This window comes from Pseudomonas sp. GL-B-12 (assembly GCF_019955895.1).
Taxonomy (GTDB): Bacteria; Pseudomonadota; Gammaproteobacteria; order Pseudomonadales; family Pseudomonadaceae; genus Aquipseudomonas.
Genome location: NZ_JAHBCX010000011.1, coordinates 78,355 through 103,471 on the forward strand (window position 1 = coordinate 78,355; position 25,117 = coordinate 103,471).

Annotated in this window: 17 protein-coding genes and 2 pseudogenes; 8 read left to right on the forward strand and 11 right to left on the reverse strand. The window is 62.0% G+C overall.

Annotation, left to right across the window (positions count from 1 at the left end):
* Positions 1 to 4: 4 nt before the first annotated feature.
* Positions 5 to 790: an SDR family NAD(P)-dependent oxidoreductase gene (locus KGA85_RS06445; protein ID WP_223510763.1), complete on the reverse strand. Its 786-nt coding sequence runs from the start codon at positions 788 to 790 to the stop codon at positions 5 to 7.
* Positions 791 to 968: 178 nt separating this feature from the next.
* Positions 969 to 2,429 (reverse strand): efflux transporter outer membrane subunit, encoded by a 1,461-nt coding sequence (locus KGA85_RS06450; protein ID WP_223510764.1) that lies wholly within the window; start codon positions 2,427 to 2,429, stop codon positions 969 to 971.
* 88 nt (positions 2,430 to 2,517) lie between these two features.
* On the opposite strand from KGA85_RS06450, the gene KGA85_RS06455 reads away from it, so the two are divergent.
* The 5 genes and pseudogenes from KGA85_RS06455 to KGA85_RS06475 form a co-directional block, all read left to right on the forward strand.
* Positions 2,518 to 3,132 (forward strand): TetR/AcrR family transcriptional regulator, encoded by a 615-nt coding sequence (locus tag KGA85_RS06455; protein ID WP_223510765.1) that lies wholly within the window; start codon positions 2,518 to 2,520, stop codon positions 3,130 to 3,132.
* 78 nt (positions 3,133 to 3,210) lie between these two features.
* The gene (locus KGA85_RS06460) at positions 3,211 to 4,320 is read left to right on the forward strand and encodes an efflux RND transporter periplasmic adaptor subunit (RefSeq protein ID WP_223510766.1); all 1,110 of its coding nucleotides are present in this window, start codon (positions 3,211 to 3,213) and stop codon (positions 4,318 to 4,320) included.
* On the forward strand, positions 4,317 to 7,397 hold the full coding sequence (locus KGA85_RS06465) for an efflux RND transporter permease subunit (RefSeq protein ID WP_223510767.1): 3,081 nt from the start codon (positions 4,317 to 4,319) through the stop codon (positions 7,395 to 7,397). The genes KGA85_RS06460 and KGA85_RS06465 overlap by 4 nt, the downstream gene beginning before the upstream one ends.
* A 56-nt stretch (positions 7,398 to 7,453) precedes the next feature.
* Positions 7,454 to 8,737: a beta-ketoacyl-ACP synthase II gene (gene fabF, locus KGA85_RS06470; RefSeq protein WP_223542999.1), complete on the forward strand. Its 1,284-nt coding sequence runs from the start codon at positions 7,454 to 7,456 to the stop codon at positions 8,735 to 8,737.
* 240 nt (positions 8,738 to 8,977) lie between these two features.
* Positions 8,978 to 9,196, forward strand: a pseudogene (locus KGA85_RS06475) (ABC transporter permease); the annotation flags it as partial.
* 341 nt (positions 9,197 to 9,537) lie between these two features.
* On the opposite strand, the gene KGA85_RS06480 reads toward KGA85_RS06475, so the two are convergent.
* On the reverse strand, positions 9,538 to 10,560 hold the full coding sequence (locus tag KGA85_RS06480) for an AraC family transcriptional regulator (RefSeq protein ID WP_223510769.1): 1,023 nt from the start codon (positions 10,558 to 10,560) through the stop codon (positions 9,538 to 9,540).
* Between the two features lie 142 nt (positions 10,561 to 10,702).
* On the opposite strand from KGA85_RS06480, the gene KGA85_RS06485 reads away from it, so the two are divergent.
* Positions 10,703 to 11,602 carry a fatty acid desaturase family protein gene (locus KGA85_RS06485; protein WP_223510770.1) on the forward strand — a complete coding sequence of 300 codons (900 nt, stop codon included), beginning with the start codon at positions 10,703 to 10,705 and terminating at the stop codon, positions 11,600 to 11,602.
* A 349-nt stretch (positions 11,603 to 11,951) separates the two neighbouring features.
* A pseudogene (locus KGA85_RS06490) lies at positions 11,952 to 12,155 on the forward strand (tripartite tricarboxylate transporter substrate binding protein); the annotation flags it as partial.
* A 141-nt stretch (positions 12,156 to 12,296) separates the two neighbouring features.
* On the opposite strand, the gene KGA85_RS06495 reads toward KGA85_RS06490, so the two are convergent.
* The 8 genes from KGA85_RS06495 to KGA85_RS06530 form a co-directional block, all read right to left on the reverse strand.
* Positions 12,297 to 12,530 (reverse strand): hypothetical protein, encoded by a 234-nt coding sequence (locus tag KGA85_RS06495; RefSeq protein WP_223534575.1) that lies wholly within the window; start codon positions 12,528 to 12,530, stop codon positions 12,297 to 12,299.
* A 241-nt stretch (positions 12,531 to 12,771) separates the two neighbouring features.
* Positions 12,772 to 14,592, reverse strand: coding sequence for a carboxypeptidase regulatory-like domain-containing protein (locus KGA85_RS06500; protein ID WP_223510772.1), 1,821 nt, complete (start codon positions 14,590 to 14,592; stop codon positions 12,772 to 12,774).
* 157 nt (positions 14,593 to 14,749) lie between these two features.
* Positions 14,750 to 16,180 (reverse strand): SRPBCC family protein, encoded by a 1,431-nt coding sequence (locus KGA85_RS06505; protein ID WP_223510773.1) that lies wholly within the window; start codon positions 16,178 to 16,180, stop codon positions 14,750 to 14,752.
* Positions 16,177 to 17,340, reverse strand: a complete 1,164-nt coding sequence (locus KGA85_RS06510; RefSeq protein ID WP_223543000.1) for a zinc-binding dehydrogenase — start codon at positions 17,338 to 17,340, stop codon at positions 16,177 to 16,179. Before KGA85_RS06510 ends, KGA85_RS06505 begins: the two co-directional genes overlap by 4 nt.
* 130 nt (positions 17,341 to 17,470) lie before the next feature.
* On the reverse strand, positions 17,471 to 18,895 hold the full coding sequence (locus KGA85_RS06515; RefSeq protein WP_223510775.1) for a coniferyl aldehyde dehydrogenase: 1,425 nt from the start codon (positions 18,893 to 18,895) through the stop codon (positions 17,471 to 17,473).
* A 356-nt stretch (positions 18,896 to 19,251) separates the two neighbouring features.
* Entirely contained in the window at positions 19,252 to 20,055 is an 804-nt protein-coding gene (locus tag KGA85_RS06520; protein ID WP_223510776.1) for an alpha/beta fold hydrolase, read from the reverse strand.
* Between the two features lie 17 nt (positions 20,056 to 20,072).
* Entirely contained in the window at positions 20,073 to 20,237 is a 165-nt protein-coding gene (locus KGA85_RS06525; RefSeq protein WP_223510777.1) for a hypothetical protein, read from the reverse strand.
* Positions 20,238 to 20,295: 58 nt separating this feature from the next.
* Complete coding sequence (locus tag KGA85_RS06530) at positions 20,296 to 21,930, reverse strand: acyl-CoA synthetase (RefSeq protein ID WP_223510778.1); 1,635 nt, start codon at positions 21,928 to 21,930, stop codon at positions 20,296 to 20,298.
* 493 nt (positions 21,931 to 22,423) lie between these two features.
* On the opposite strand from KGA85_RS06530, the gene KGA85_RS06535 reads away from it, so the two are divergent.
* Positions 22,424 to 25,090, forward strand: coding sequence for a helix-turn-helix transcriptional regulator (locus KGA85_RS06535; protein ID WP_223510919.1), 2,667 nt, complete (start codon positions 22,424 to 22,426; stop codon positions 25,088 to 25,090).
* Positions 25,091 to 25,117 lie beyond the last annotated feature (27 nt).

Consider the following 25,117-nt stretch of genomic DNA (forward strand, 5'->3'; position numbering starts at 1 on the left):
CCCGTCAGACTCCCATTACCTGCGCCATCAGGCTCTGATGAAACCGACGTGGCGTGGCCCACGTCAAGACAGTGATAGCCTTGTTGCCAAAACCCGGCACCACACTCATACGTCCTGCTTGCAGCGCACGGATTCCTGCACGCACGACGGGTTGAGGCTGCATCATCACCCTTTTTAAGGTTGGCGTGATCCGTTGCTTAGCGCTTTCTGCAAATCCGGTATCCGACATCCCGGGGCAAAGTGCGGTAACAACGACACCGTTATTTTTCAGTTCGCGATGAAGCGCATCAGAGAAGCGAAGAACATAGGCTTTCGCGGCAGAGTAAACGGCAAAATTTTTAACGCCTTGGTAGGACAGCAGGCTGGCAACCATCAAAATATGGCCTTTCCGCCTGGCTCGCATATCTTCTGCAAAGAGCCGAGTCATGGCGGTCAGGCTGGCAACATCCAGATCGATCATGGCCAGAGAACTTTCCAGTGGTTCGTCCAGGAACGCCCCCTGTAAGCCGTAACCCGCGTTGTTTATCAGTATGTCGACGACAATATTGCGATCATGCAGATACCGATGCAGATCAATAATCACATTGATGGATGAAAGATCTGCCTGTTTTACGATTACATCAACGGCGAAACGGCTGCGCAATCCATCCGCGAGCGCTTCAAGTTCGTTCAGTCTGCGCGCCACCAGAATCAGCGATCTTCCTTTTGCTGCGTACTGTCGAGCAAACTCTTTGCCGAATCCGCTGGAAGCGCCAGTGATGAGCACCCAGGAATTTTCTCTCGCTGTCATTTTGTTAACCCCTGCTTGAATTTTGAAAAAAACTGTCTGGCCTTGCTGCAGAACAAAAAGTGGGTATGACCATTGGTCTTTGTCAGTCCACCTGTAGGTAATTTGTTAATTGCCTACAGGCTGCGCGATCGCCAAGACGGTGATGGCTGAAGCTTGGATGGTGGAAACTTGGCAAGCTTCATCGCGTCGCAACAGGTAGGGCTTCAGGAGGTTGCCAGCCGCCACCGAGAGCCTTGAATGCCGCGACCGCCGCCCGTGCCGATTCCGTTCGCGCTTGCGCCCGGGCATCGGAAGCTTGCAGCATCGTCTCGTCGGCGTGCAGGACATCGATCAGGCTGGCCGTGCCTTTCTGATAGGCAATGAACGACGATTGGCGAGCCTGTGTCAGAGATGCCTCACCCCCGGTAAGAGTGGTTGCCTGGACTTCCCGATTCACCAGCGCCGAGAAAGCGTTCTCGACATCCTCGGTGGCGCGCAGTACGGACTGGCGGTAAGCGGCCAAGGCTTCGGCGTCCTGTCCTTTGGCTTGATCGATTTGCGCGTTGATGCGACCAAAGTCGAAAAGTCTCCAGCGCAGACCCAGTACGCCCGTCGACTGGTTGGCGCCACCGGTGAAAAGGTTGCCGCCGGACACGGCTGTGGCGCTGCCCAGCAATGCGCTGAGGGAGAATTTCGGGTAGTACTCGGCGATTGCCTCCCCGATGCGTGCATTGGAGGCCGCAAGGCGGCGCTCAGCCACGATGAGGTCCGGCCTGCGGCGCAGTAAATCGGCCGGCGTTCCCATCGCCTTTAACTGCGGTGCTACAGGAATGCTCCCCGCACTTGCCAGTTGCGTGCGGTGAGTGCCTGGCGGCGTGCCGAGCATGACATCCAGCGCATTCATGACAGCATCAAGGCCGGTTTGCAGGACCGGCACTGTTGCTTGGACCTGCGATAGTGCCCCCTCGGTCTGGCGAACCTGATAGTCGGCGGCGAGCCCCTTGCTGTAGAGCAATTGGACTTTCTCTAACAACGCCTGCTGCGTTTTGACTTGTCGGTTCGCAATGTCCAACCGGGTCTGCAATCCGCGGACAGCGATGTAGATATCGGCGGTCTGCGCGGCGACGGCCAGTCGTGTGGCAGCGACGCCCGCCTCGGAAACCTGGTACTCGGCCAGTGCAGCCTCGCGTCCGCGTCGCAGGCCGCCAAAGACATCCACCTCCCAACCCGCACCGAGGTTGACTTCATAGGAACTTCCGTACCGATCATAGCCGGGGGTTGAGTTCAGCACCTGGCCGAGTGGGGTCTCGATTGACTGGTAGGAACGCGCGGCCTCGCCGCTGATGTTCCCTGAGGGCAGTAAAGCGGCATTTGCCGCACCCAGCCCGGCCCGCGCCTGTGTGACTCGCGCCGACGCCTGCGCCAGGTCCAGGTTTTGCTCAAGTGCCTTGGAGACGAAATCGGTCAGCACTGGATCACCAAAGCCTTCCCACCAGGCTACAAGATTGGCCGGCGTCGCCGCAGACCTTTGTTCGACAGCAGACTGACCCAAGAAACGATCCGAAAGCGGAGCGTCCGGACGATGATAGTCCGGACCGACCGCGCAACCTGCCATCAAGCTGGCGCTCACCAAAAGAGCAAGGGGGCGGAGGGAGAACATTGAGATTCCTTGAGTCAAATGTAATGTGTGACTATATTATATTGCGGTCACTCGTTGTCAATTGACGCTTCTGAGCAAAATTTTAAAAATGATTGAAAGCACACACGCATCCCACCTGCGCGGGCCTTCGGAGCACAGCGTCCGCAATCAAATCGTCGAGGCGGCAACCGCACACTTCGGGCGCTACGGTTATGAAAAAACCACGGTGTCCAATCTCGCCAAATCCATAGGCTTCTCGAAGGCCTATATCTACAAGTTCTTCGACTCCAAGCAGGCAATCGGCGAGGTGATTTGCGCGAATCGGCTCGCCACTGTTATGGAGACTATCGACGCCATGGTTTCAGACGCACTGACGGCTTCCGAGAAGCTAAGGGCCTTATTTCGAGGGCTGGCGGGCGCCAGTAGCGATCTGTTCTTTCATGATCGCAAGCTCTACGACATTGCCGCCGTGGCCGCGCGCGGTCAGTGGCCCCCGGTGAAGAGATATGAGGAGCGTTTACGGGAGGTCGTCACGCAAATCATCCTGGTGGGGCGGGAGGCTGGAGAATTCGAGCGCAAAACGCCGCTGGATGAGGTGGTCCACACCATCTATCTGGTTATGCGGTCCTCCATCAATCCAGTGCAGATGCAATACAACCTGAAGATGGCGGGGGAGGCATCGATGCATCTATGTGCGCTGATATTGCGTAGCCTGTCGCCATGAGGATGGTGACTGTTGACAGAAATGGTCACCTGCCTGAGAATATGATTCCTGTTCTATTTATTTAAAAAAAGGGAACCTATGCGCCGGCTTCGACCCGTCACCATCGCTGCTTGTTTGCTGCCTCTCGTCCTGACGGCGTGTGGCGACTCATCCACCGTTGAGGATCCGCGTACGCTTGCCCCGCTGGTGAGGGTCTCTGCGGTTCAAGGTTCGTCCGACGTCTCACGTTCTTTCACTGGCGTCGTGGCTGCCCGCGTCCAGAGCGACCTGGGTTTTCGGGTGTCAGGCAAGGTGCTTGAGCGTCTGGTGGATACCGGCCAGACCGTTAAACGTGGTCAGCCGCTGATGCGTCTCGACCCAATCGATTTGGGGTTGCAGGCGCGCGCTCAGCAAGAGTCGGTCACAGCCGCTCGGGCCCGAGCCAAGCAGACAGCCGATGACGAGGCTCGATATCGCGAACTGGTCGCCGCAGGTGCTATTTCTGCATCGGCCTACGACCAGATCAAAGCAGCGGCCGATACCGCAAAAGCGCAACTCAGCGCCGCGCAAGCACAGGCTGATGTGGCCCGTAATGCGTCTGGTTATGCCGTGCTGCTCTCAGACGCCGATGGCGTGGTGATGGAGACGCTTGCCGAGCCCGGGCAAGTCGTCAGCCTTGGGCAATCCGTGGTTCGACTGGCGAGGGCCGGGCAGCGCGAAGCTGTCGTGCAACTGCCCGAGACACTACGGCCTGCCGCAGGGTCCACCGCACAGGCGACGCTTTATGGCAACACCACGGGTGCTGTCACAGCGAAGCTGAGACTTCTTTCGGATTCGGCCGACCGTGTGACGCGCACCTTTGAGGCGAGGTATGTGCTTGAGGGCGCGTTGGCTAATGCACCGCTGGGCTCGACCGTCACGCTTCGCCTCGCCGAAGGCGCCGCGCAAGGGCAGGTTCTGCAAGTGCCGATCGCTGCAGTTTATGACCCGGGCAAAGGCACTGGTGTGTGGGTCATCGCCGGCGAACCCGCGAAAGTGACCTGGCGACCTGTTCTGGTCCTGGGCTTGAGTGACGACTCAGCGCGAGTCGCAGGTGATCTCAAAGTTGGCGAGCAGATAGTAGCGCTAGGCGCACATCTGTTGCGCGACGGGGAGGAGGTACGGCTGACTCAACAGGGCGATGTGAAGGTTGCCGGGAGTCGTCCATGAGCCTCAATCTTTCGGCGATCGCTGTTCGCGAGCGCTCTATCACCGTGTTTCTGATCTTCCTGATCGCCGTCGCGGGCATTCTGGCGTTCTTCCAGCTGGGGCGCGCCGAGGATCCTCCGTTTACGGTCAAGCAACTGACGGTCATCACCGCATGGCCGGGCGCTACGGCCCAGGAGATGCAGGACCAGGTCGCTGAGCCGCTTGAAAAACGCCTGCAAGAACTGAAGTGGTACGACCGCACGGAAACCTACACCCGTCCTGGCCTCGCCTTCACGATGGTGTCACTGCTCGATAGCACGCCGCCCTCGCAAGTGCAGGAGGAGTTCTATCAGGCGCGTAAAAAGCTCGACGACGAGGCCAGGAAGCTGCCGGCGGGTGTCATCGGGCCAATGGTCAACGACGAGTTTTCGGACGTGACATTTGCACTGTTCGCCCTGAAAGCCAAAGGCGAGCCGCAGCGACTGTTGGTGCGGGATGCGGAGTCGTTGCGCCAGCGCCTGTTGCACGTGCCGGGCGTGAAGAAGGTCAACATCATTGGGGAGCAGCCCGAACGTATCTTTGTTTCCTTTTCCCATGATCGGCTGGCCACCTTGGGCGTATCCCCCCAGGATATCTTCGCCTCGCTGAACAGCCAGAACGTGCTCACGCCCGCCGGTTCGATCGAAACCGACGGGCCGCAGGTCTTCCTCCGGGTAGACGGCGCCTTCGATAAGTTGGAGAAAATTCGTGATACGCCCCTTGCGATTCAGGGGCGCACGTTGAAGCTCTCGGACGTGGCGACTGTCGAACGTGGTTATGAAGATCCGGCGACCTTTCTCGTGCGCAATAACGGTGAAGAGGCCCTGTTACTGGGGGTCGTGATGCGTGAGGGTTGGAACGGTCTAGACCTGGGCAAGGCGCTGGACGCGGAAACGGTCAAGATAAATGAAGGCATGCCGTTGGGCATGACGCTCACCAAGGTCACCGATCAATCGGTGAATATCGATTCGGCCGTCGGCGAGTTCATGGTCAAATTCTTCGTCGCGCTGCTTGTGGTGATGCTTGTCTGCTTTCTCAGCATGGGCTGGCGGGTAGGCGTTGTGGTTGCTGCAGCTGTGCCGTTGACGTTGGCCGTGGTGTTTGTGGTGATGGCGGCCACGGGAAAGAACTTTGACCGTATTACCCTCGGCTCGTTGATTCTGGCGCTCGGACTGTTGGTAGACGACGCCATCATTGCTATCGAAATGATGGTGGTGAAAATGGAAGAGGGTTACGACCGCATCAAAGCGTCCGCGTATGCCTGGAGTCATACGGCCGCGCCGATGCTTTCCGGTACGCTGGTGACCGCTATCGGCTTTATGCCCAACGGCTTCGCGCAGTCGACAGCCGGCGAGTACACCAGCAACATGTTCTGGATCGTGGGCATAGCCCTTATTGCCTCCTGGGTGGTTGCGGTCGCTTTTACCCCGTACCTGGGGGTGAAGATGTTGCCCAACATCAAGAAGGTCGAGGGTGGTCACGCAGCCATCTACAACACCCGCCATTACAACCGCTTCCGCCAGGTTTTGACACGGGTCATCGCCCGCAAATGGTGGGTGGTCGGTACTGTGATCGCGACGTTTGTGGTGGCGATTCTCGGCATGAGCCTGGTCAAGAAGCAGTTCTTCCCGACCTCAGACCGTCCTGAGGTGTTGATCGAAGTGCAAATGCCCTATGGAACCTCCATCGAGCAGACCAGCGCCACCACCGCGAAGATTGAGGCTTGGCTGCAAAAGCAGGATGAGGCAAAAATCGTCACCGCCTATATCGGGCAAGGCGCGCCGCGCTTCTACCTGGCGATGGCGCCGGAACTCCCTGATCCATCGTTCGCCAAGATTGTGGTGCTGACGGACAGTCAGGAGGCGCGTGAGACCCTCAAGTTCCGTATACGCGAGGCGGCTGCCGAGGGGCTTGCCCCAGAAGCGCGGGTCAGGGTGACTCAGCTGGTGTTTGGTCCGTATTCGCCATTCCCTGTTGCCTACCGGGTGATGGGACCCGATCCGACAAAATTGCGAGAGATCGCGGGCCAGGTACAGGACGTGTTGCAGGCGAGCCCGATGATGAGAACCGTCAACACTGACTGGGGCCCGCTAACGCCGACGCTGCATTTCACCCTGGATCAGGACCGCTTGCAGGCGGTAGGGCTGACGTCAAATGCAGTCGCGCAGCAACTGCAGTTCCTGCTCGCGGGGGTACCGATCACGGCGGTTCGTGAGGATATTCGTTCGGTGCAGGTGATCGGTCGTGCTGCCGGTGATATCCGCCTTGATCCCGCCAAGATAGAAGGCTTTACGTTGGTGGGCGCGGCGGGTCAGCGGATTCCGCTGTCCCAGGTAGGGGAGGTTGATGTGCGTATGGAGGATCCAATCCTTCGACGTCGCGATCGCACGCCGACCATCACCGTGCGCGGCGACATTGCCGAAGGCTTGCAGCCACCGGACGTCTCGAGCGTGATCATGAAGGAGCTGCGGCCGGTAGTCGACAAGTTGCCTGACGGGTATCGGATCGAGCAATCCGGTGCAATCGAAGAGTCGGGCAAGGCCGGTAAGGCGATAGTGCCGCTGCTCCCGATCATGGTTGCCTTGACGCTGCTGATCATTATTCTGCAGGTACGTTCGATCTCGGCGATGATCATGGTGTTCTTTACCGCGCCGCTGGGATTGATTGGCGTGGTGCCGACACTGCTGATCTTCCAGCAGCCGTTTGGTATCAACGCCCTGGTCGGGCTGATCGCGCTGTCGGGCATCCTGATGCGCAATACGCTGATTCTGATCGGGCAGATCCATCACAACACGCAAGAAGGGCTGGATCCGTTCCACGCGGTAATCGAAGCCACAGTACAACGTGCCCGTCCGGTGCTGCTGACGGCGCTGGCGGCCATCCTGGCGTTCATCCCCCTGACACACTCTGTCTTCTGGGGAACGCTGGCCTACACACTGATCGGAGGCACTTTCGTCGGCACCATCATGACGCTGGTGTTCCTGCCGGCGATGTATTCCATCTGGTTCAAGATCCGTAGTGACCATACAGCTCAAACTGAGACAGTGAGGCTGGCATAAGCAAGCGAGCGCTTGTTGCTTCCAGCGGGCGTCGACTGAGAAATGAAGAGGTTCTTATGATTACTTCCGAAGGTCAAAAGCGAATCGTAGTCACGGGTGTCGGCATCGTCGGCCCCCTGGGCTGCGGCGTAGAAGAAGTCTGGCAGAGGTTGTTGGCTGGACGCTCTGGCATTCGTAACCTGCCCGGCGATATCACTGAGGGAACGGGTGTCGCCGTGGGCGGCCAGGTGCCGTCTCTGGAAGAGGATGCCGTTGCGGGTTATAACCCGGAGCGCGTCATCTCAGCCAAGGATCGCAAGAAGATGGATCGTTTCATCGAGTTTGCACTGGTGGCTGCCGACGAAGCGCTGGAGCAGGCAGGTTGGCAACCGACTGAGGCCACAGATCAGGAGCGCACTGCCACAATAATTTCATCGGGCGTGGGTGGGTTTGGCGCGATTGCCGAAGCTGTGCGTATCACCGACTCGCGTGGTCCGCGCCGATTATCACCGTTCACTGCGCCGTCTTTCCTCGCCAACATGGCGGCCGGACACGTTTCCATCCGGCACGGTTTCAAAGGACCTCTCGGCGCGCCCGTAACGGCCTGTGCTGCAGGGGTACAGGCCATCGGCGATGCGGCCAGACTCATCAGAAGTGGTGAGGCGGATATCGCCATATGCGGCGGTACCGAAGCAGCGATAGACCGTGTGACCCTGGGTTGTTTTGCTGCGGCCCGCGCGCTATCCACTGGTTTTGCCCAGCGTCCGCAGGAGGCATCACGTCCCTTTGATCGCGATCGTGACGGCTTCGTTATGTCTGAGGGGGCCGGGTTGCTTGTAATCGAGTCGCTGGAGCATGCCCTCTCACGTGGAGCCAAACCCTTGGCGGAACTGGTCGGCTATGGCACCAGCGCCGATGCCTATCACCTGACGGCAGGTCCGGAAGATGGCAGCGGCGCACGGCGCGCCATGGAGCAAGCACTGCGGCAGGCCGCTGTCAGTCCTGCGGACGTGCAACACATTAATGCGCACGCGACCTCCACTCCGGTTGGCGACAAAGGGGAGCTGGCGGCAATTCGTTCGGTGTTCGGGAGTGACTCTGGCGTGGCTATCAGCTCGACCAAGTCCGCCACAGGGCATCTTCTTGGAGCGGCCGGAGGCATTGAAGCCATCTTCACCGTACTGGCGCTTCGAGACCAGGTCGTGCCCCCCACGCTGAACCTGGTTCATCCCGATGAGGCGGCCGACGGGCTCGATCTGGTCAGCCTGAAGTCCCGGAAGATGCTGATAACCCACGCCCTCTCAAGTGGTTTCGGGTTCGGCGGGGTTAACGCCAGCGTCCTGTTCCGCCGCTGGGACTGAATCTTGAGTGTGGCGCCAAATGCTTATGGCGGGCTGTCGGCGACTCTCGCACGACAGGCTGTCATGCAAAGTCGATGGCGGGAGTTACGTATCTGGAAAGAGCACATTGACTCGATAGGCGGACGCGAAGGGGAGGGCAATGCATCGCAGTGAAGCGTCGGCGGAAGCATTTCGAGTAGAACTACATCAATCGAACCTGATAGGGCCGGGAGGCAACAGATGAGTAGCTATAAAGGCAGTATGACGGATCTGGGGCTGCGCTTCGGTTTCATCGTGCTGCTGCTCAGTGGCATGAGCTCCCTCGGCCTCGGCGTACAACCACCGGATGCAGACCTTGGTTCGCTGGTACGGGAAAACATCGGCAGTCTCAATCAGGGCGCGCCAGCCATCGTGATTCCGGCGCTGGCCATCGGCACTCTTACCATCGGCGTGAATCTGTTCTGTCAGCACCGCCGTGGAGCTATTCGTCCAAGCCTATGCGTGAGACGCGGGTTCCCAACTGGATTGCCGCTGACCGCTGGGAGGTCGTTCTCTGCGTTTTATCCCAGGCCGCCGCACGCCTTGATAGAGACATGCGGGCATACACGGATGGCGCGAAAGCTAGTTGGCTTTGTGAAGTCCCGGTTGAATGCAATCACGGCGCCATGACTAAGGTTGCGGGCAAAGAGTTCAGGGAGGTGCGCGTTGAACGCCTCCCGCGAGTGGTATACCCCCTTACGGAATCCGCCCCCGCCATGACAGCTTTCATTGATCGGGCAGAGCTTCGTCGCAAGTTCGATAGTCGGTGGTACGATTTGCGCTCATCGCTTTGAGACTTTCCGATACTCGTTCGGTGACTGTCCAAACCAGCGCCGGAACGCACGCGCGAAGGCTGTAGAATCACCGTAGCCAAGCTGAAACGCTACATCTTCCTGCTTCATCTCAGTATTTCCCAACAGTTGCCCAGCGAGTTGTTTACGCTCCGCCTCGACGAGTTTGCGGAAAGTAGTGCCTTCCTCTGTCAGCCTGCGATGCAGGCTGCGCGGAGCCATAGCCAGCTGATTCGCAACATCTTCGAGGGAGGCTGCCAGCCCCGTTGCCCCCAAGAGAAGTTTTCGGACCTGGCCGGTGATGCCGCCGACTTGCCGTCTCTCCAGTTGTGCGCGGCACTGCTCTTCCAATAGCCGGACCAGATGTACGTCGTACATCGGCAGAGGCACCTCCGCATCCTGCCGACGCAGCACGATGGCATTGCGCGAACATCCGTAGTTTGGCGCGATGCCGCTGAGTGCTTCGATCCTGTCCGCGTGCGCCGGCGGTCTGCCCTGGAATTCGAGCCTCAGCACGTGCAATCCCGATAACGCGAGCTCGTCGAACAGACGAATGCCTGTCGCCATATCTCGCTCCAGTAGGAACTGCCGCAGGTGGTGAGGGATCGCTGAGGCGTCGACGCTAGTACCGTATTCGTGCTGATCGCAGAATACCTCCAATCGGCAGTACGCCGTGCTAAGCGGCAGATAGCGCAGCGCGCACTGAATAGCCTCGCGCACGTTGCGACTGGTTCGCAGCGCAAATCCCCAGAGGCCGAAAGTCGCAACGTTGTACCGCAGGCCAAGCTCGAAGCCAAGTGCAGGAACGTCCGGCAAAGCGAGCATCAGGTTTTCAATCAGGCGCATCTCCTGCTCGCGTGCGATCAGGGCGTCCGCGTCCCGCAGTTGCGCTTCGATGATGCCGGTACCTAGCAGGCAGGTCTGTGCATCGACGCCGTAGCGCGAAGCGAAGTTCACCATCACCTGACTGATGGCGACGGGGTGCTTAAAGCTCGCGTGCGTTGGTATGCCCATGCCGGAATCTTCTAAACAACGGTGTGATACGACCTGGCCAGAAATGTATGGCAAATGGCCCCCCATATCCTACTAAGGGTACACGACTACCCGCTAAGGTTGCGCAACCAACAAACAATAAGAACGTCCCGGGAGGACGACCATGGATCCGGATCTCAACGCGCTAAATAAACAGGCCGTCGCCACGGCGCGCGAATACACCACTGAACTCGCCTGGCCGACGATGGCACTGGTGTTACTGGTGTGGACATCGCTTATTGGGGACTTTTACCTGTTCGCGACAGGCCAGTTGTCGCTGACAACTGCAACACTGATCTACGCCGTCGTCACATACATGTCCTATACACCTCTGCATGAGGCCGTGCATGGAAACATTCATGGTGATCATAATCGACTGCAATGGCTCAATGATCTTTGTGGGTACCTTGTATCGCCTTTGATGATGGTGCCGTTCTCTACTCACAAGGTCGAGCATTTCACGCATCATCGCTACACCAACCAGCCGGGAAAGGATCCGGACTACGTCGTTAACGGCATGAGCGGTGGATTTCTCGCCTTCCTGGTTTGCGGATTTCGTTTTCTGTGGGTCCAGAACACCTTCTTGTTCCGCGACTATTGGCCGACCGCTCCGCGGAAGGTAAAGGCAGCCTACATTGCTGAAGTGTTGTTCGCGATCGGCTGGCGGGTCGCGTTTATTACTCTGATTGAGCGAGAACATGCCTGGGTGCTGCTGGTGTTCGGCTACTTGGCCGGTGGATACTTCGTCGCGTACTGGTTCGCATATCGCCCTCACGTGCCGTACAAGGAATCCACTCGTTACCGGAACACCAACAGCCTGATCATGCCCGGATGGATGAAACCGTTGGAGTGGTTCTGGCTCGGCCAGAACCTGCACTCCGTGCACCATCTGTTCCCGCGGGTGCCGTTCTATCACTACCATGCATTGCATCGTCGTATCGAGCCGATCATGCGTGCTCACGGTACACCTATGATCGGCACCTTCAATCGACGCAATGTCGAAGCCGCACGGCGTCCTGAGTAACAGGGCCTGCGACACAACCTTCGGAAATATGAGTGTGCGATTGTTGAAACGGGAGGTAAAAAAGAAACATTGAGTTGCCGCAACCCGCTGCGGACAAATCAATTCCCAGCACTTGTATTTCATTATCACTGCCTAATCGCGCCGAGGTGGCGTATTGCCATCTTTGATGGGCAGCCGTGCCTGCTTTTGGCTTATCCCCAGCGGCAGCGCTGACCCGTAGCAGCGGGTGTTGGCGCTGATGCGATTTTGACCCAGGTTACTGATTCTAGCTGCCCCATGTGCAGCCTCTTAAATCCCACGCAGTGCCATCGATTGCTGAGTATTCGTATGGGTTAATGATTCCGGCGGATTGGGTCAAAATCGCATCAGCGCCAACACATTCACGCTAACGACACCTGTCTTGGCGCTGGATACTGTCAAGTTCATGGCCCCAGGTTCAGTGGGTAGCGGTTATGACCAGAACGCACGGATTCTTGGTAAAGCCTTGATAGAGTCCAAAGTCGTCAAAGCCGTCACCTTCGAGAACAAAGGTGGGGCTGGCGGAACGTTGGGGCCTCGGCTGCACTCACCGACACCTGCCAGGCATTGCGGAAGGTCTCGGAGCCGGGTACGGGCACCAGCTGCTTGGACAGGGTGCCATTACCGAAACTGATGATGAGTTCCATCTCGGCCTGAGCACTCTGGCCAGTGCGGATCATTTCATGCAACTTGCGCCACTATTCATCGGCCATGACCGGCGGATCACGCTGTCAGCCCGATCGATGTCCAGCGCCCGCGCCTCGCGCACCATTTCCTCAAGCACATAGTCGCGCACCAGGCCCTCCAGCTCTTCGCCCGTCGGCGCTCGCCGCCAGGCCTTGAGGAAGTTGTCCTGCAGCGCGGCGACTCGCTGCTGATCAGCCGCCGGGCTCGCCCGGCAGGACCGCATAGACGCCGAACAGCAGCCTGCCGAGCAGCAGGAAATGCAGCAGCTGCTCGCGCAAGGCGCGCTGCAGCAAAGGAACGCCAGCGGCGTTGAGCGGTGCAATTCACATGGTCTCTCTCCCCAATCGGTGTATCCCCAGCGGCGAGGGCATCGCCCCTACCGTTGTGCGGCAGTCGTTTCAGCGCCGCACTGGCTTCGCCGGTTTAGGCCTGCCGGGCGCAGAGCAGCGCCCGGCACAGCGTAGTTACTTGGTCGCCATCACTGCCGCATGCTGATGCACCGGCTGCAAGGTGCCGGTATCGGCGACGTCCGGCTGGATGCAGACGAAGGCAGGCAGGCCGTCCTCGTGGGCATAGGCCGGCAGGTTGGAGTTGGAGGTGCACACGCGGCCATCCTGGGTGAACTCGAAGTCACGGAACCAGATCACCCGGTTGGGCATCGGGTAGGCGATGAACTTCTTCTGCGCCGGGATATAGCGCATCACCCGATCGGTATTGTTGGTGGCGATCCACACGTCGCCGTGCTTGTCGACGTTCAGCGCATAGGGGATCTCGTACTCGTTCGCCGCCAGCAGAGGCAGCGCGATGCTCTCGAAGGTCTTGCTCTGGGTGTCGAAGCGCATCAGGTAGCCCTCGTCGAAAGACGGAATCCACAGGCTGCCATCCGGCCCGAAGCGCAGGCGGCGTGGGCCCTTGTGCGGCACGTCGTACTCGGTGACCTCATGGGTGACGGGGTCGATGTGGCCGATCTTGTTGGCCAGTACCTTGCTGTACCAGACGCCGCCATCGAGCGGATTGATATCAATGCCGTAGGGCCAGTTGAACACGTTGCGGCCGCCGTTGAGCCACTTGTGGTGCGACAGCGCCAGGTGGAAATTCTGCTCGGGGAACCAAGCGGAGATCTTCAGCACGACGCCGATGAAGGTGTCGGTGATCCAGCGCAGCACGCCATTGTGCGGGGTTTCGATTTCAGTGAATTGCTCGGTCTTGGTGTCGAACTTCATCACCGTGTTGGAGATCAGCACGGTGAACCAGACATTGTCATCATTGTCGACGCGGATGGTGTGCGAATACAGGCCCTTGCGCCAGAGGAAGCCCTGCGGGATCGGGTAGAGCTTCCAGGCCTTGGTCGCCGGGTTGAACATGATCAGGTTGCTCGACAGCGCGCCGGTGAAGAAGATGCGCCCGTCGGAGATCTGCGCGCCGCTGTGCGGGCCGTGCTTACCGGTGAAGATGCCGATCGGCATCTGCATGCCGCGGAAGTTGCCGCCCTTGACCTCGTCGGTCACCGGCATCTGGTAGGTGTCGATCTGCCCGCTCTGGCGATCGAGGATGTACACCTCGTCGCGGCCTTCGTCGATGCCCATCAGCTTGTCGTCTGCCAGCACCATGGTGTCGTGCAGGAAGGACAGGGGCGTGGCCGCATGCCACTCCTCGACGCGCGCCTTGGCCAGTTCGGGGCTGAATTCGTGGCTCTGGATCGCCTTGATCGGCTTGCCGTCGTAGCCCTCGGCGAACATCTTGGCGATGCTCTTTTTCTCGCCATAGGTCAACGTCGCCAGATAACCTTCCATGCGACTGATTGTCCCCCCCCACTGCTCCTCGCTGCGCGGCGTGCGAGTGAGTGCGTTGCCCTGCTGGTGGCAGAAGCTGCACTGGGAAATGAAGGCTTCCTTGGTCGACGCATCCGGGAACGGCAGGGTCGCGGCATGCGCCGAGGCGGTCAGGCTGTTGGACAGCTCCTCGGCCGAGGCGATCTTGGCCACGCGAAAATCCAGGCGCTGCCGATCGGCAGCGGCCAGTTCCAGCGGCTGCACGATATCCTTGAAATAGGGGGTGCGCGTGCGCACCTGTAGCTTGCCGGCGAAGCCGGTTTCCAGCGAGTAGCGACCGTCGGCGTCGCTGTAGACGGTTTCCTTGCGGTTACGCGCTTCGTTCCAGACGGTTACCATGCTGCCGGCGACCGCTTTGCCGTCGTCGGTCATGACGTGGCCGCTGAGGGTGGCGGCGCTGGCGCTGGCACCGAATAGCAGGGTGAGCAGACCGAGGGAGTAGGCTGATTTCATGGGAGGCATCTCGCTCAACCGAAGTGATAGAAGTAGAAGTGCAGCGCGGCGACGATCACCACGGGCATGACAATGCTCAAGACGATGTATTTGCTGATGGATTTCAGGATATGCATGCTGTTTTTCTCCAGATTCATGGGGTGGCCAGGGGGCATGCTCAGTTCGTCAGCTGGCGGCGCAGGCCTGCGAGCGCAGCATTGAGCTTGTGTTCGAGCAGATAACGCAGGGGCACGCCCAGGCCGGGGATGCGCGAACGGAAGCGGATCTGCCAGTCGACGCGCGTGCCGCCGCCGCAGGGGGTCAGGCGCACCTCGCCTTGATGGCAATACACCGGCGAGCCCTGAAGCACGCGATAGCGATAGCCCCGGTTCGGACTGAACTCGGTGATCTGTTCGTGAATGGCGCCAAATGGCGAGTCCAGCACCCGTTCGGCGCCATAGCCGTTGACCTCGCCGGCCCCCGGCTTGACCAGGCGGCACTGCCCCAGACCCGCCCAGCGTTCCAGTGCCCGGTGGTCGCTGAGCAGGGCGAAGACCCGCTCCGGCGCGGAGGCGATTTCGATGCTCGCGGCGCAGGCCTGGTTGTCGGCGAGCGGGCGCCGCTCGCGCGGCAGCGGCAGGAAGCCGAAGTCACGATGCCCTCTGCCCGGGCGGGCCCACATGAACTCGTAGGAAAACCCCAGCGGATCGTTGACGTAGACGCAACCGGCCAGCGGCAGATGGATCGGCCGGCAGTTCGCCTTGGCGCCCGCGGCCAGCGCCCGCTGGTGCATGGCGTTGACGCCATGGCGGTTGCGCGGATCGCCAAAACAGATGTTTAGGATGCCCTGGTCGTTGATCCGGTAGCCCGCCTCGCGGCACCGCCCCGGGTCGCGGCCATACTCGACGATCTCCAGCAACAGGGTCGGCCCGCCGAATACCCGGCGCCTAGCGCCGGCGTCCGCCAGTCCCCACAGCGCTTCATGGGCGTCGTCGTGCAGCTGCAGGTCGTGCTCGGGCACGCCCAGGCCGCTGCCGACGAACGCGCTGGAGGCGGCCAGATCCGGGGTGGTCATGCTCACGTAACGGATCGCCACCGGGCAGTCCTGGCGACCACGAAGGTTCTCCTCGGGTAGTGGATCCTGCTCCAGCAACTCGACATAGACCCCGTCGGGATTGCGCACGCAGACGCGGCGCGCACCGGCTGCACCGAGCGGCGCCGTCAACGGCTGGGTACCGAGCTCGGCCAGACGGGCCAGCGCCAGGTCGAAATCGGCCACCCAGACGCCCATGCGGCTATAGCCGATGTCGTTGGGCTGGCGATCGGCCGGCATCAGGCGCGCCATCGGCCGCTCGTATTGGAACAGTTCCAGCTGACACCAGTCGTTGCGGCCGACCAGGCACCAGCAGGTCATCGCCGCGCCGGGCAGGTCGACAATGGTGGCGCTCAGCGGGCCGCGCATCATCAGGCGGCTGCCGCCAGCCGGGAGGAAGCCCAGACCGTCGCACCACCAGGCTTCGGTGCGGCGCAGATCGACCACGCTGAAGGCGATCTGGTTCAACGGCAGGGGCAAGGGCGAACGTGCGTTCAAGGTCGTCGTGCTGTTCATAGCAGGGCCACCGCGCTTTGCGGGTCGATCAGGATCTTCGCGTGCTGCTCCGGATCCTTGAGGGCGTCGAACGCGTTGGCGACCCCGTCCAGGCCGACGGTGCCGGTGATCATGGGCGCACAGTCGACCTTGCCCTCGGCGATCATGTGCAGGGTGTCGCGGTATTCCAGCGGCGAATGGCCGAAGACGAAGCGCAGGTCGATCTCCTTGTGGATCGCCAGGGCCGGCTCGTAACGGTCGACCTGCATGCACACACCGACCACCATCACCCGCGACAGCAGCGGCGCGCCATCGATGATCTGCTGCAGCAGCCCGGGCAGGCCGACGCACTCGAAGATCACCGGACGCTTCGGCGCCCCGACACCAAGCTTCTCGGCCAGGCGCCAGGCGATGTGCCAGGGCACCGGCAGCTTGCCGAGCTTCTCGCGGGTGCCCAACGAGAGTTCCAGCAAGCTGGGCAGATCGCGGATGAATTCCTCGCCGGGACGCTCGGCGTAGGGCGAGCCCTCGCGCGGATCGATCAGCACATCGGCCCCGCACCGCTGCGCCAGGGCACGCCGCCCGGCGGAGAAGTCGCTGGCCACCACGCGCGCCACGCCCTGCGCCTTGAGCAGGCAGATCAACGCCAGGCCCACCGGCCCGCAACCGATGATGATGGCCACGTCCTTGCGCTGGATTTCGCTGCGGCGTACCGCATGCCACGCCACCGCCATCGGCTCGGTCAGGGCCGCCATCTCGGCCGACAGGCCATTGGGCACCGGCACCAGCGCCGACTCCTGCAACAGCATGCGCTCGGCGTAGCCGCCGGTGGCCAGCGGCGACAGGCCGGCCAGGTGGATCGCAGCCCCGATACGCAGGATCGGCTGGGCCACCACCCGGGTACCGGGCTTGAGTTTCTTGTTGCACCCGGCGCCGTACTCCAGCACCTCGGCACATAGTTCATGGCCGAACACCACCGGATCGCTGCTGGACGGCAATACCTTGGCGAAGCCGACCTTATCCACCACGGCCTTGAACTCGTCGCAGTGGTGGCGCATGTGCAGGTCCGAGCCACAAATGCCGCAGCGCAGCACCTTGACCAGTGCCTGACCCTTGGTGGGTACCGGCTCCGGCAGCTCGACGACCTGCAATTCGGTGTTCTGGCAAACAACAGCTTTCATCCGCTACCTCCGGAATGTTGGATGGGGTGGGGCCGGGCAGCGGCTGCCGCAGCGGCCAATGTAAGTTAGTGCGCAGGGCGCGGACCCAGGCCGCGGCCAGGAACAGCAGGCTAGCGCTGAGCCGGGCGGTTCAGCGCAGCAGCAGGCGCAGCAGACCCTCGGTGAGACGCCCATAGGGGGGTTTGAGCAGGAAGCTGCCATTGAAACGGGCCTGGTAGAAGATTGGCCGCATCTTGCTGAAGGTCTGGAACCCCTCCTGCGCGTGGTAATGCCCCAGCCCCGAGTTGCCGACACCGCCGAACGGCAGGTTTTCCTGTAGCACGTGAAGCATCACGGTGTTCACCGAGACGCCTCCTGAGAGAGTCTTCCTCAGCACCTGCTCAACCCGCGCCTCGTCCTCGTCGAAGATGTACAGGGCCAGCGGTCGCTCATGCGCATTGATGTAGTCCAGGGCTTGCTCCAGCTCGCGATAAGCGAGCACCGGCAGCAGCGGGCCAAAGATTTCCTCCTGCATGATCTGCATGTCGTCGCGCACATTCAGCACCAGGTGCGGTGCCAGCTTACCGGCGCGGCGCGCCTCCTCGGCATCAGCCAGCGCCACGACTTGCGCGCCCTTGTCGTGGGCATCGGCGAGCAGAGCCTCGACTCGGGCCAGCTGCCGGGCATTGATCATGCAGCTGTAATCCGGGTTGCTGCCAAGCGGCCCCGGGTAGTAACGTGCCACGGCGCTCCGCGCCTGCTCGATGAACTGCTGCTCGCTACCCTCGGGCAGGAACAGGTAATCCGGCGCGACACAGGTTTGCCCGGAATTCAGGCACTTGCCCCATAGGATGGTCTCGGCGGCGCGCTGCAGCGAATAGCCTGGCGCCACCAGGGTAGGCGACTTGCCGCCAAGTTCCAGAGTCACGGGGGTGAGGTTCTCACTGCAGTTGCGCATGATCTGCCGTCCGACGCCCGGCGAGCCGGTGAAGATCAGGTGATCGAACGGCAGGCGGGAGAACTGGTCGTTGATCCCGGGTCCCGGCTGGATCACTGCCACCAGATCTTCCGCGAACCGCTCGCCCAACAAGCGCGCGAGCAACGCCCCGTAATGGCTGGAGTCGCTGGCGATCTTGATCATGGCGCGATTGCCGGCAGCCAACGCACCACACAGCGGCCCCAGGGTCAGGTACAGCGGATAGTTCCAAGGCGCCGCAATACCGATCACCCCGAGCGGCTGCGCCAGCAGAGCAGCACGCCCAGGCTGGAACCACAGACCGACCCCGCGCTTGTGCGGCTTCATCCACTGTTTTAGGCATCTGAGCGCGTGGTTGATTTCGCTCACCAGGCCAAAGATGTCGAGCAGCTTGCTCTCGTGGCTGGAGCGGTGGCCGAAGTCGGCGGCGATGGCTGCGGCGATCGCATCGGCATTGTCCAGCACCACCGCCTTGAGTGCCTGCAGGTTGGCCCAACGCACCGGGTACGACGGATAGCGCTCGCGGGCGAAGGCGGCCCGCTGGCTGGCGAAGACCTGGCGCATCTGCTCGACGGCCGGCCCGACTTGTTCAATCGACATGAGAGGAACTCCGAATAAGGGGGGAATCATATGGGGAGGCTCCGCGACAGCCGGCAGCTCTCGCGTAGCTTCGCCGCCAGCCATGGTTCAGCTGCGACTGCGACGCAGCGCGCGGACCCAGGCCACAGCCAGGAACAGGATCAGCAGGCCAGCGCCCAACTGAGCATGGGCGGGATCAGATTGCCCTGCTCCTGCGCTGGCCAGGGCAGGTTCTGCTCTAGGCGACTCATGTAACCGTCGATCTCGTCGGCGCCGAGCTTGCTGCCCGGCGTGTGCCACTGGGATAAGACGAGGAGGCGAGCAGCGGCGCCGTCAGGGTCAGTTCGAAACGATAGGTGTGCATGTGAATTCCTTGCTCAACGCAGGCAGTCGAGTAGCAGTGGATTGAGTTTTTCCGGCGCGTGCAGCTGCAGCCAGTGGTTGGCGCCGTCGATGCACTCGTAGCGAAAAGGGCCGTCCACATGGCGCGCGGTGTCGCGCATCTGCCCTTCGGTCAGGAAGCGGTCGCCGCTGCTGTAGATGCCGCACACCGGCACCCGAGCCTTGGGCCAGGCGTGCGGCAGGATCACGCCGGGGTTGGCACGGTAATAGTTGATGCCGGCCGTGAGGCGCCCCGGCCGCGTCAGGGCCTGCCGCCAGTGGCCAAACTCCTCGGGAAAGTCGGTGACCCTGCGGAATAACCACCAGAAGCCGGCCTTCAGCAGCCACTCGGGAAAGCCGCGCAGCTGGAACATCAACACGTACCAGCCCTTGAGTTTCTGTGCCAAGCCGCCGCTGCCATAGGCCGCCGGATGGCCAACCGACAGGGTAATGTAGCGCTCCACCCGCTCAGGATGGGTCAGGGTAAAAAACCATCCCTGCATCGCACCCCAATCGTGGCCGACCAGGCGCACCCGCTCAATGCCGAGGGCATCGAGCAGCGCACGGAGGTCCGCCACCAGCAGGTCGCGGTGGTAGTCGGCGACCCGGCTCGGCATCTGCGACTCGCCGCAGCCGCGGGTATCCGGGGCGATCACCTGGTAGCCGGCCGCGACCAGCATGGGGATCTGCTTGCGCCAGACTGCATGGGTGTCGGGAAAACCATGCACCAGCAGCACCGGTGGACCTTCGCCGGCAATCAGCACGTTCATTTCCAGGCCGTTGATCTGCAGTCTGCGCATCGGATAGTCCATCTCGTTCAATTTCCCGGGGCGTTGGCCAGACGCTCAGGCAGGTGGCCGAGGAAGGGACGCACCAGCGCCCACGGGAAGGCCGATACCACGCCCGACTTCACGCGCTTGTCGGCCATCTCGCCCGAGGAGGCGCCGGTGATCACCACGGTGGAGGCTGTATCTGTGTGCATGGGGCTATTCCTCTTTCTTAGAAATGGTCTGGGGTGGGGCGTGAGGCCATGGCGGGTCTCAGTCGATGGCCAACACCGAACGCGCCTGCTCGCGCAGGACGAATTTCTGAATCTTGCCGGTCGAGGTCTTGGGCAAAGGGCCGAAGACGAACTGCTTGGGCACCTTGAAGCGGGCCAGGCGTTCGCGGCAGAACGCGCTCAGCTCGTGCGCACTGGGCGCATGGCCATCGCGCAGTTCGAGGAAGGCACAGGGCACCTCGCCCCAGCGCTCGTCGGGAGTGGCGACCACAGCGGCGGCCAGCACGGACGGGTGGCGGTAGAGCACGTCCTCGACCTCGATCGAGCTGATGTTCTCGCCCCCGGAGATGATGATGTCCTTGCTGCGATCCTTGATCTTCACGTAACCATCCGGCTCTACCACCGCCAGGTCGCCGCTGTGGTACCAGCCACCAACGAAGGACTCCTCGGTGGCGCGCGGGTTTTTCAGGTAGCCCTTCATTATCAGGTTGCCGCGGTGCATGATCTCGCCCACGGTCTCGCCGTCATGGGGGACTTCCTCCATGGTCTCGGAATCGCGCACGCTGATGCCTTCCTGGCAGATGCTGCGCACGCCCTGACGCGCGCCGAGACGAGCCTGCTCCTCAAGTGGCAACGCATCCCACTCCGGGTGTTTGGCACATACCGTAGACATACCATAGGTTTCGGTGAGGCCGTAGCCATGGGTCAGGTCGAAGCCCAACTGCTTCATACCCTCGACCATCGCCATCGGCGGCGGGGAACCTCCGGTTATCGCCGACACCCGATGACTGATACCCTCGCGCCATTCAGCCGGCGCATTGATCAGTAGCGACTGCACGATAGGTGCGCCGCCATAGTGGCTGACCCGGTGCTCGCGGATGGCCTGGAAGATCAGTTGGGCGTCGACCTTGCGCAGGCACACGTTGGTGCCGGCATTGGCCGCCAGGGCCCAGGTGAAGCACCAGCCATTGCAGTGGAACATTGGCACCGTCCACAGGTAAGTCGCATGCGGCGGCATGCCCCAGGTGACGATGTTGGACAGCGCACTGAGGTAGGCGCCGCGGTGGTGGTAGACCACGCCCTTGGGATTGCCGGTGGTGCCCGAGGTGTAGTTCAGGCTAATCGCGTCCCACTCATCGCCCGGCAACGACCAGGCGAACTGCGGGTCGCCACTGGCGATGAACGCCTCGTACTCGTAGCTGCCGAGCGGTTCGCCGGGACCGTCGTATTCGCTGTCGCAGACATCGATGACCAGGATGTCATGGCTGACCCTGGGCAATGCCGCCCGGATGATCGGGGCGAACTCGCGGTCGGTGATCAACACCTTGGCCTCGCCATGCTCGAGCATGAAGGCGATGGCTTCGGCATCCAGGCGGGTGTTGAGGGTGTTGAGCACAGCCCCGCACATCGGCACGCCGAAGTGGCACTCATACATTTCCGGGGTGTTGGCCAGCATCACGGCCACCGTGTCCTCTTGCCCCACACCGGCGTCCGCCAGCGACGACGCCAGTCGACGACAGCGCGCATAGGTCTCGGCCCAGGTATATCGACGTCGACCGTGAATCACCGCCGGACGCTGCGGATAGATGTAAGCCGAACGCTCGATGAACGTCAGCGGGCTCAACGCCATGTGGTTGGCCGGTTGCTTGTCCAGCCCTACGCGATACGGACTCATACGACACACTCCTCAAGTACTGCGTTGTTCACTGAAATGGCATCAATCTCGCCATCCTGGCGAATGATCGAAGCACTGGGTTTACTTCACCAAGCGGCACGTTCAGCGCAGGCCGCTGCAGGTCAGGCGGGATGCCAGCAAGGGGTGCTGCCAGGATTCGAGCGTTCATGGGGTCTCCAGATACCTGTGCAATTGGCGCGGAGGGGGAGCAGCAGTCCGCCATACCCTTCCACGCTGCCACCATAGGCCGCCCGGACCGCGGCTCCGCCCCCCTCGATGGGGGGGCGTCGGAATCCGATCAGACTCGGCGCAAAGAACGTCTGGACTTCTGTTCGTCGGCAATGGCCAAATGAAAAGATCGCATCGCGTGCCGGCAGCATCGCCAGCCGGCGGAAACGGATACAGAATGGTCCGACAATAAGAACCGCCAGCGGCGCACCGTAGCCAGCTGGAGACCGCACTCCGTCAACCGTGAGAACAGCACTTGAGCCTAGTGAGTACCGAACCCGGGTTGGTCCTGAAGGCCACCCCGCCACGCTTGCAGAAGTCCGCCACGGCGCGCCCCCGGCTGAGCCTGGACTCCGCCGAGCTGGCCGACAAGGCAGTGATCGCGCTGCAGGCACCGGCGGGCTTTGGCAAGACCCAACTACTCGCCCAGTGGCGCCGCGACTGGCTGGCGCAGGGCGGCGTGGTGATCTGGCTGGCCCTCGACGAGCATGATGATCCGCTGCGCCTGGCTCACGGCCTGGCCGTTGCCAAGGCGGTCGGCAGCGGTCGACCAGTAATGCCCCAGAGTAGTACCAGCCTCTTTGGCAAGGGCGCCGACGACCTCGACGACCTCGACGAGCTGACCAGCTGGCTGGCCGAAATCGCCGACCTGGGTGCCGAAACCCTGCTGATTCTGGATGACGCGCACAGCCTGCCGGAGGCGACGGCACGCCACTCGCTGACCTACCTGCTGCGCAACACACCCGCCAACCTGCGCGTGGCCATGGCCTCGCGCGGACGCATGACCCTGCCGATGGCCGACCTGCTGGCGCAGGGTTACTTCGGCGTGGTCGGCGTCGAGGACCTGCGCTTCACCCTCGACGAGACCCTCGCCCTGCTCGCGACGCGCTTCGGCCAGCGCTTGGAACTGGACGACTGCGCACACCTGCACGAGATCACCGAGGGCTGGCCGCTCGGCCTGCAACTGACGATCTCGGCGATCGAGCGCAGCAGCGACCTGCACAGCGCCATTCGCGACCTGGCCATGAGCAATGGCAATCGGCAGAATTTCTTCATCGACTCGCTGCTGTCCCGCCTCTCGCAGCAGCAGACCGACTTCCTCACGCGCATCTCGCTGTTCGAGATGGTCCATCCGCAACTGTGCGTCGTCTTGCTCGCCGATGAACGCGCCGCGGCATGGTTGCAAGAGCTGCTGAGCAGCACACCGATCCTGATCGAGGGCGTGGACAGCGATTGGTTGCGCATCCATCCGCTGGCCCAGGAGTTGCTGCGCAGCCGCTTCGCCGCATTGCCCGAAGCAGAGCGTCAACTGCTACACCAGCGCGCCGCCGAATGGCTCGCTGGCCATGGCCTGCCAGAGGCCGCCGCGCGCCAGGCACTGCTGGCCGGGCAAACCAGGCAAGCCTATGCACTGGCCGAGAGCTGCCTGTACGAATTGATGTTGCGCGGTCACTTTACCCGGACGCTGGACTGGATCGAGCAACTGCCCAGCCACGAAGTCGAGCGGTGTCCGCGCCTGCGCCTGGTCGTGGCCTGGTCACTGGCCTTGAGCGGGCACCAGACGCAGGCCGTGCAGATGATCGAGCAGGTCGGCAGCGACCCGAACGCCAGCGCAGAAGAGCAGTGCGAAGCGGCGGCGATCCTCTCGACCGCCGCCTTTTCCGCCGACCACCCCGATTCCTCGCAGCAGATCATCGAACCCTGGCTGGACAAGGCACCCGCCTTTTCCATCAAGTTGCAGGCCATCCTGGCCAACCACAGGATTCGCCTAGCCCTGGCGGCGGGGCATACCGAGCGTGCCCGCCATTACTGCCAGAATGCGCCGCGCTTCGAATGGACCTCCGGCATGGATGCCGTACGCGGCCATCGCGACTGGCAGTTCGGCTTGTCGTATTTCTGGGAGGGCCAGATGCTCAGCGCCGAGCGGGCGTTGCGCGCCAGCCTGAGCCAGGCCGACCAGGATATCGGCCGGCGCAGCGGCATCGCCTTGCTGATGGCCACGACCTTGGCCAACGTGTTGCTCGAACGCGACGCCCAGATCGAGGCCAGCACCGTACTCGCCAATCGCCTGGACTTGCTGGCGCGCCTGGCCGCCCCCGAGGCGATCGTCCAGGGCTATGTCAGCGCGGCCCGCCTGGCGGCCCTGCAGGGGCAGACCCACCGCGCCCACGACCTGCTCGACGAACTGTTCGCCATCGGCGAGACCCGGCAGATGCCACGCCTGTGCATCAGCGCGCTGGCCGAACAGCTGCGCCAGCACGCCCTGCGCGGCCACAGCGAAACCTGCCAGGCCCTGTGGCAGCGCCTCGACCAACTGCTGCCCGACTTCGTCCGCGAACCTAGAGGTCTGCTGGGCCCCGAACTGGCCCTGTACGCACAACTCGGGCATGTCTATGCCTGCGTCTCCAGCCATGACTGGAGCGGCGTACTGGCGCTGCTGGAGCAAGCCGCGCCACTGGCCGAGCGCCTGCGCCGTGGCCGTGAAAGCGTACAGATATTGCTGCTCCAGGCACTGGCCCGCCAGCGTCTCGGCGAGGACGGTGTGCCGGCCCTGCGCGAGGCCGTCAGTCTGGCCGAAGAATACGGCCTGCTGCGGATCCTCGCCGACACCCACCCGGACCTGCCGGCCTGGGCGGCCCAGCTACAGGGCAATGCCCCGACGGCCGCCGTGCAGCCACCCGCCGCAGCGCCCGGCCCGCCGCGCAAGCACTCGACGGTGAGTGTCTCGCCGAGCCGGATGCTCACCCCCAAGGAGCGCGAGGTCTTGCAATTGCTCGCGCGCAACATGTCGAACAAGCAGATCGCCCTGGCCCTGGAGGTCGGCGAAGAAACCGTGAAATGGCACATGAAGAACCTGTTCGGCAAGTTCCAGGCCGGCAACCGCAAGCATGTGCTCGATCGCGCCTATCTGCTGGGCATTCTGCAGCCCTAGCAGCCTCTCCCCGACCTCTCGCACAGC

Excerpts from the sequence above, each read along its gene's own strand:
- KGA85_RS06445 (WP_223510763.1), bottom strand. The coding sequence starts at position 790 with ATGACAGCGAGAGAAAATTCCTGGGTGCTCATCACTGGCGCTTCCAGC.
- KGA85_RS06450 (WP_223510764.1), bottom strand. The coding sequence starts at position 2,429 with ATGTTCTCCCTCCGCCCCCTTGCTCTTTTGGTGAGCGCCAGCTTGATG.
- KGA85_RS06455 (WP_223510765.1), top strand. The coding sequence starts at position 2,518 with ATGATTGAAAGCACACACGCATCCCACCTGCGCGGGCCTTCGGAGCAC.
- KGA85_RS06460 (WP_223510766.1), top strand. The coding sequence starts at position 3,211 with ATGCGCCGGCTTCGACCCGTCACCATCGCTGCTTGTTTGCTGCCTCTC.
- KGA85_RS06465 (WP_223510767.1), top strand. The coding sequence starts at position 4,317 with ATGAGCCTCAATCTTTCGGCGATCGCTGTTCGCGAGCGCTCTATCACC.
- fabF (WP_223542999.1), top strand. The coding sequence starts at position 7,454 with ATGATTACTTCCGAAGGTCAAAAGCGAATCGTAGTCACGGGTGTCGGC.
- KGA85_RS06480 (WP_223510769.1), bottom strand. The coding sequence starts at position 10,560 with ATGGGCATACCAACGCACGCGAGCTTTAAGCACCCCGTCGCCATCAGT.
- KGA85_RS06485 (WP_223510770.1), top strand. The coding sequence starts at position 10,703 with ATGGATCCGGATCTCAACGCGCTAAATAAACAGGCCGTCGCCACGGCG.
- KGA85_RS06495 (WP_223534575.1), bottom strand. The coding sequence starts at position 12,530 with ATGCGGTCCTGCCGGGCGAGCCCGGCGGCTGATCAGCAGCGAGTCGCC.
- KGA85_RS06500 (WP_223510772.1), bottom strand. The coding sequence starts at position 14,592 with ATGAAATCAGCCTACTCCCTCGGTCTGCTCACCCTGCTATTCGGTGCC.
- KGA85_RS06505 (WP_223510773.1), bottom strand. The coding sequence starts at position 16,180 with ATGAACAGCACGACGACCTTGAACGCACGTTCGCCCTTGCCCCTGCCG.
- KGA85_RS06510 (WP_223543000.1), bottom strand. The coding sequence starts at position 17,340 with ATGAAAGCTGTTGTTTGCCAGAACACCGAATTGCAGGTCGTCGAGCTG.
- KGA85_RS06515 (WP_223510775.1), bottom strand. The coding sequence starts at position 18,895 with ATGTCGATTGAACAAGTCGGGCCGGCCGTCGAGCAGATGCGCCAGGTC.
- KGA85_RS06520 (WP_223510776.1), bottom strand. The coding sequence starts at position 20,055 with ATGCGCAGACTGCAGATCAACGGCCTGGAAATGAACGTGCTGATTGCC.
- KGA85_RS06525 (WP_223510777.1), bottom strand. The coding sequence starts at position 20,237 with ATGCACACAGATACAGCCTCCACCGTGGTGATCACCGGCGCCTCCTCG.
- KGA85_RS06530 (WP_223510778.1), bottom strand. The coding sequence starts at position 21,930 with ATGAGTCCGTATCGCGTAGGGCTGGACAAGCAACCGGCCAACCACATG.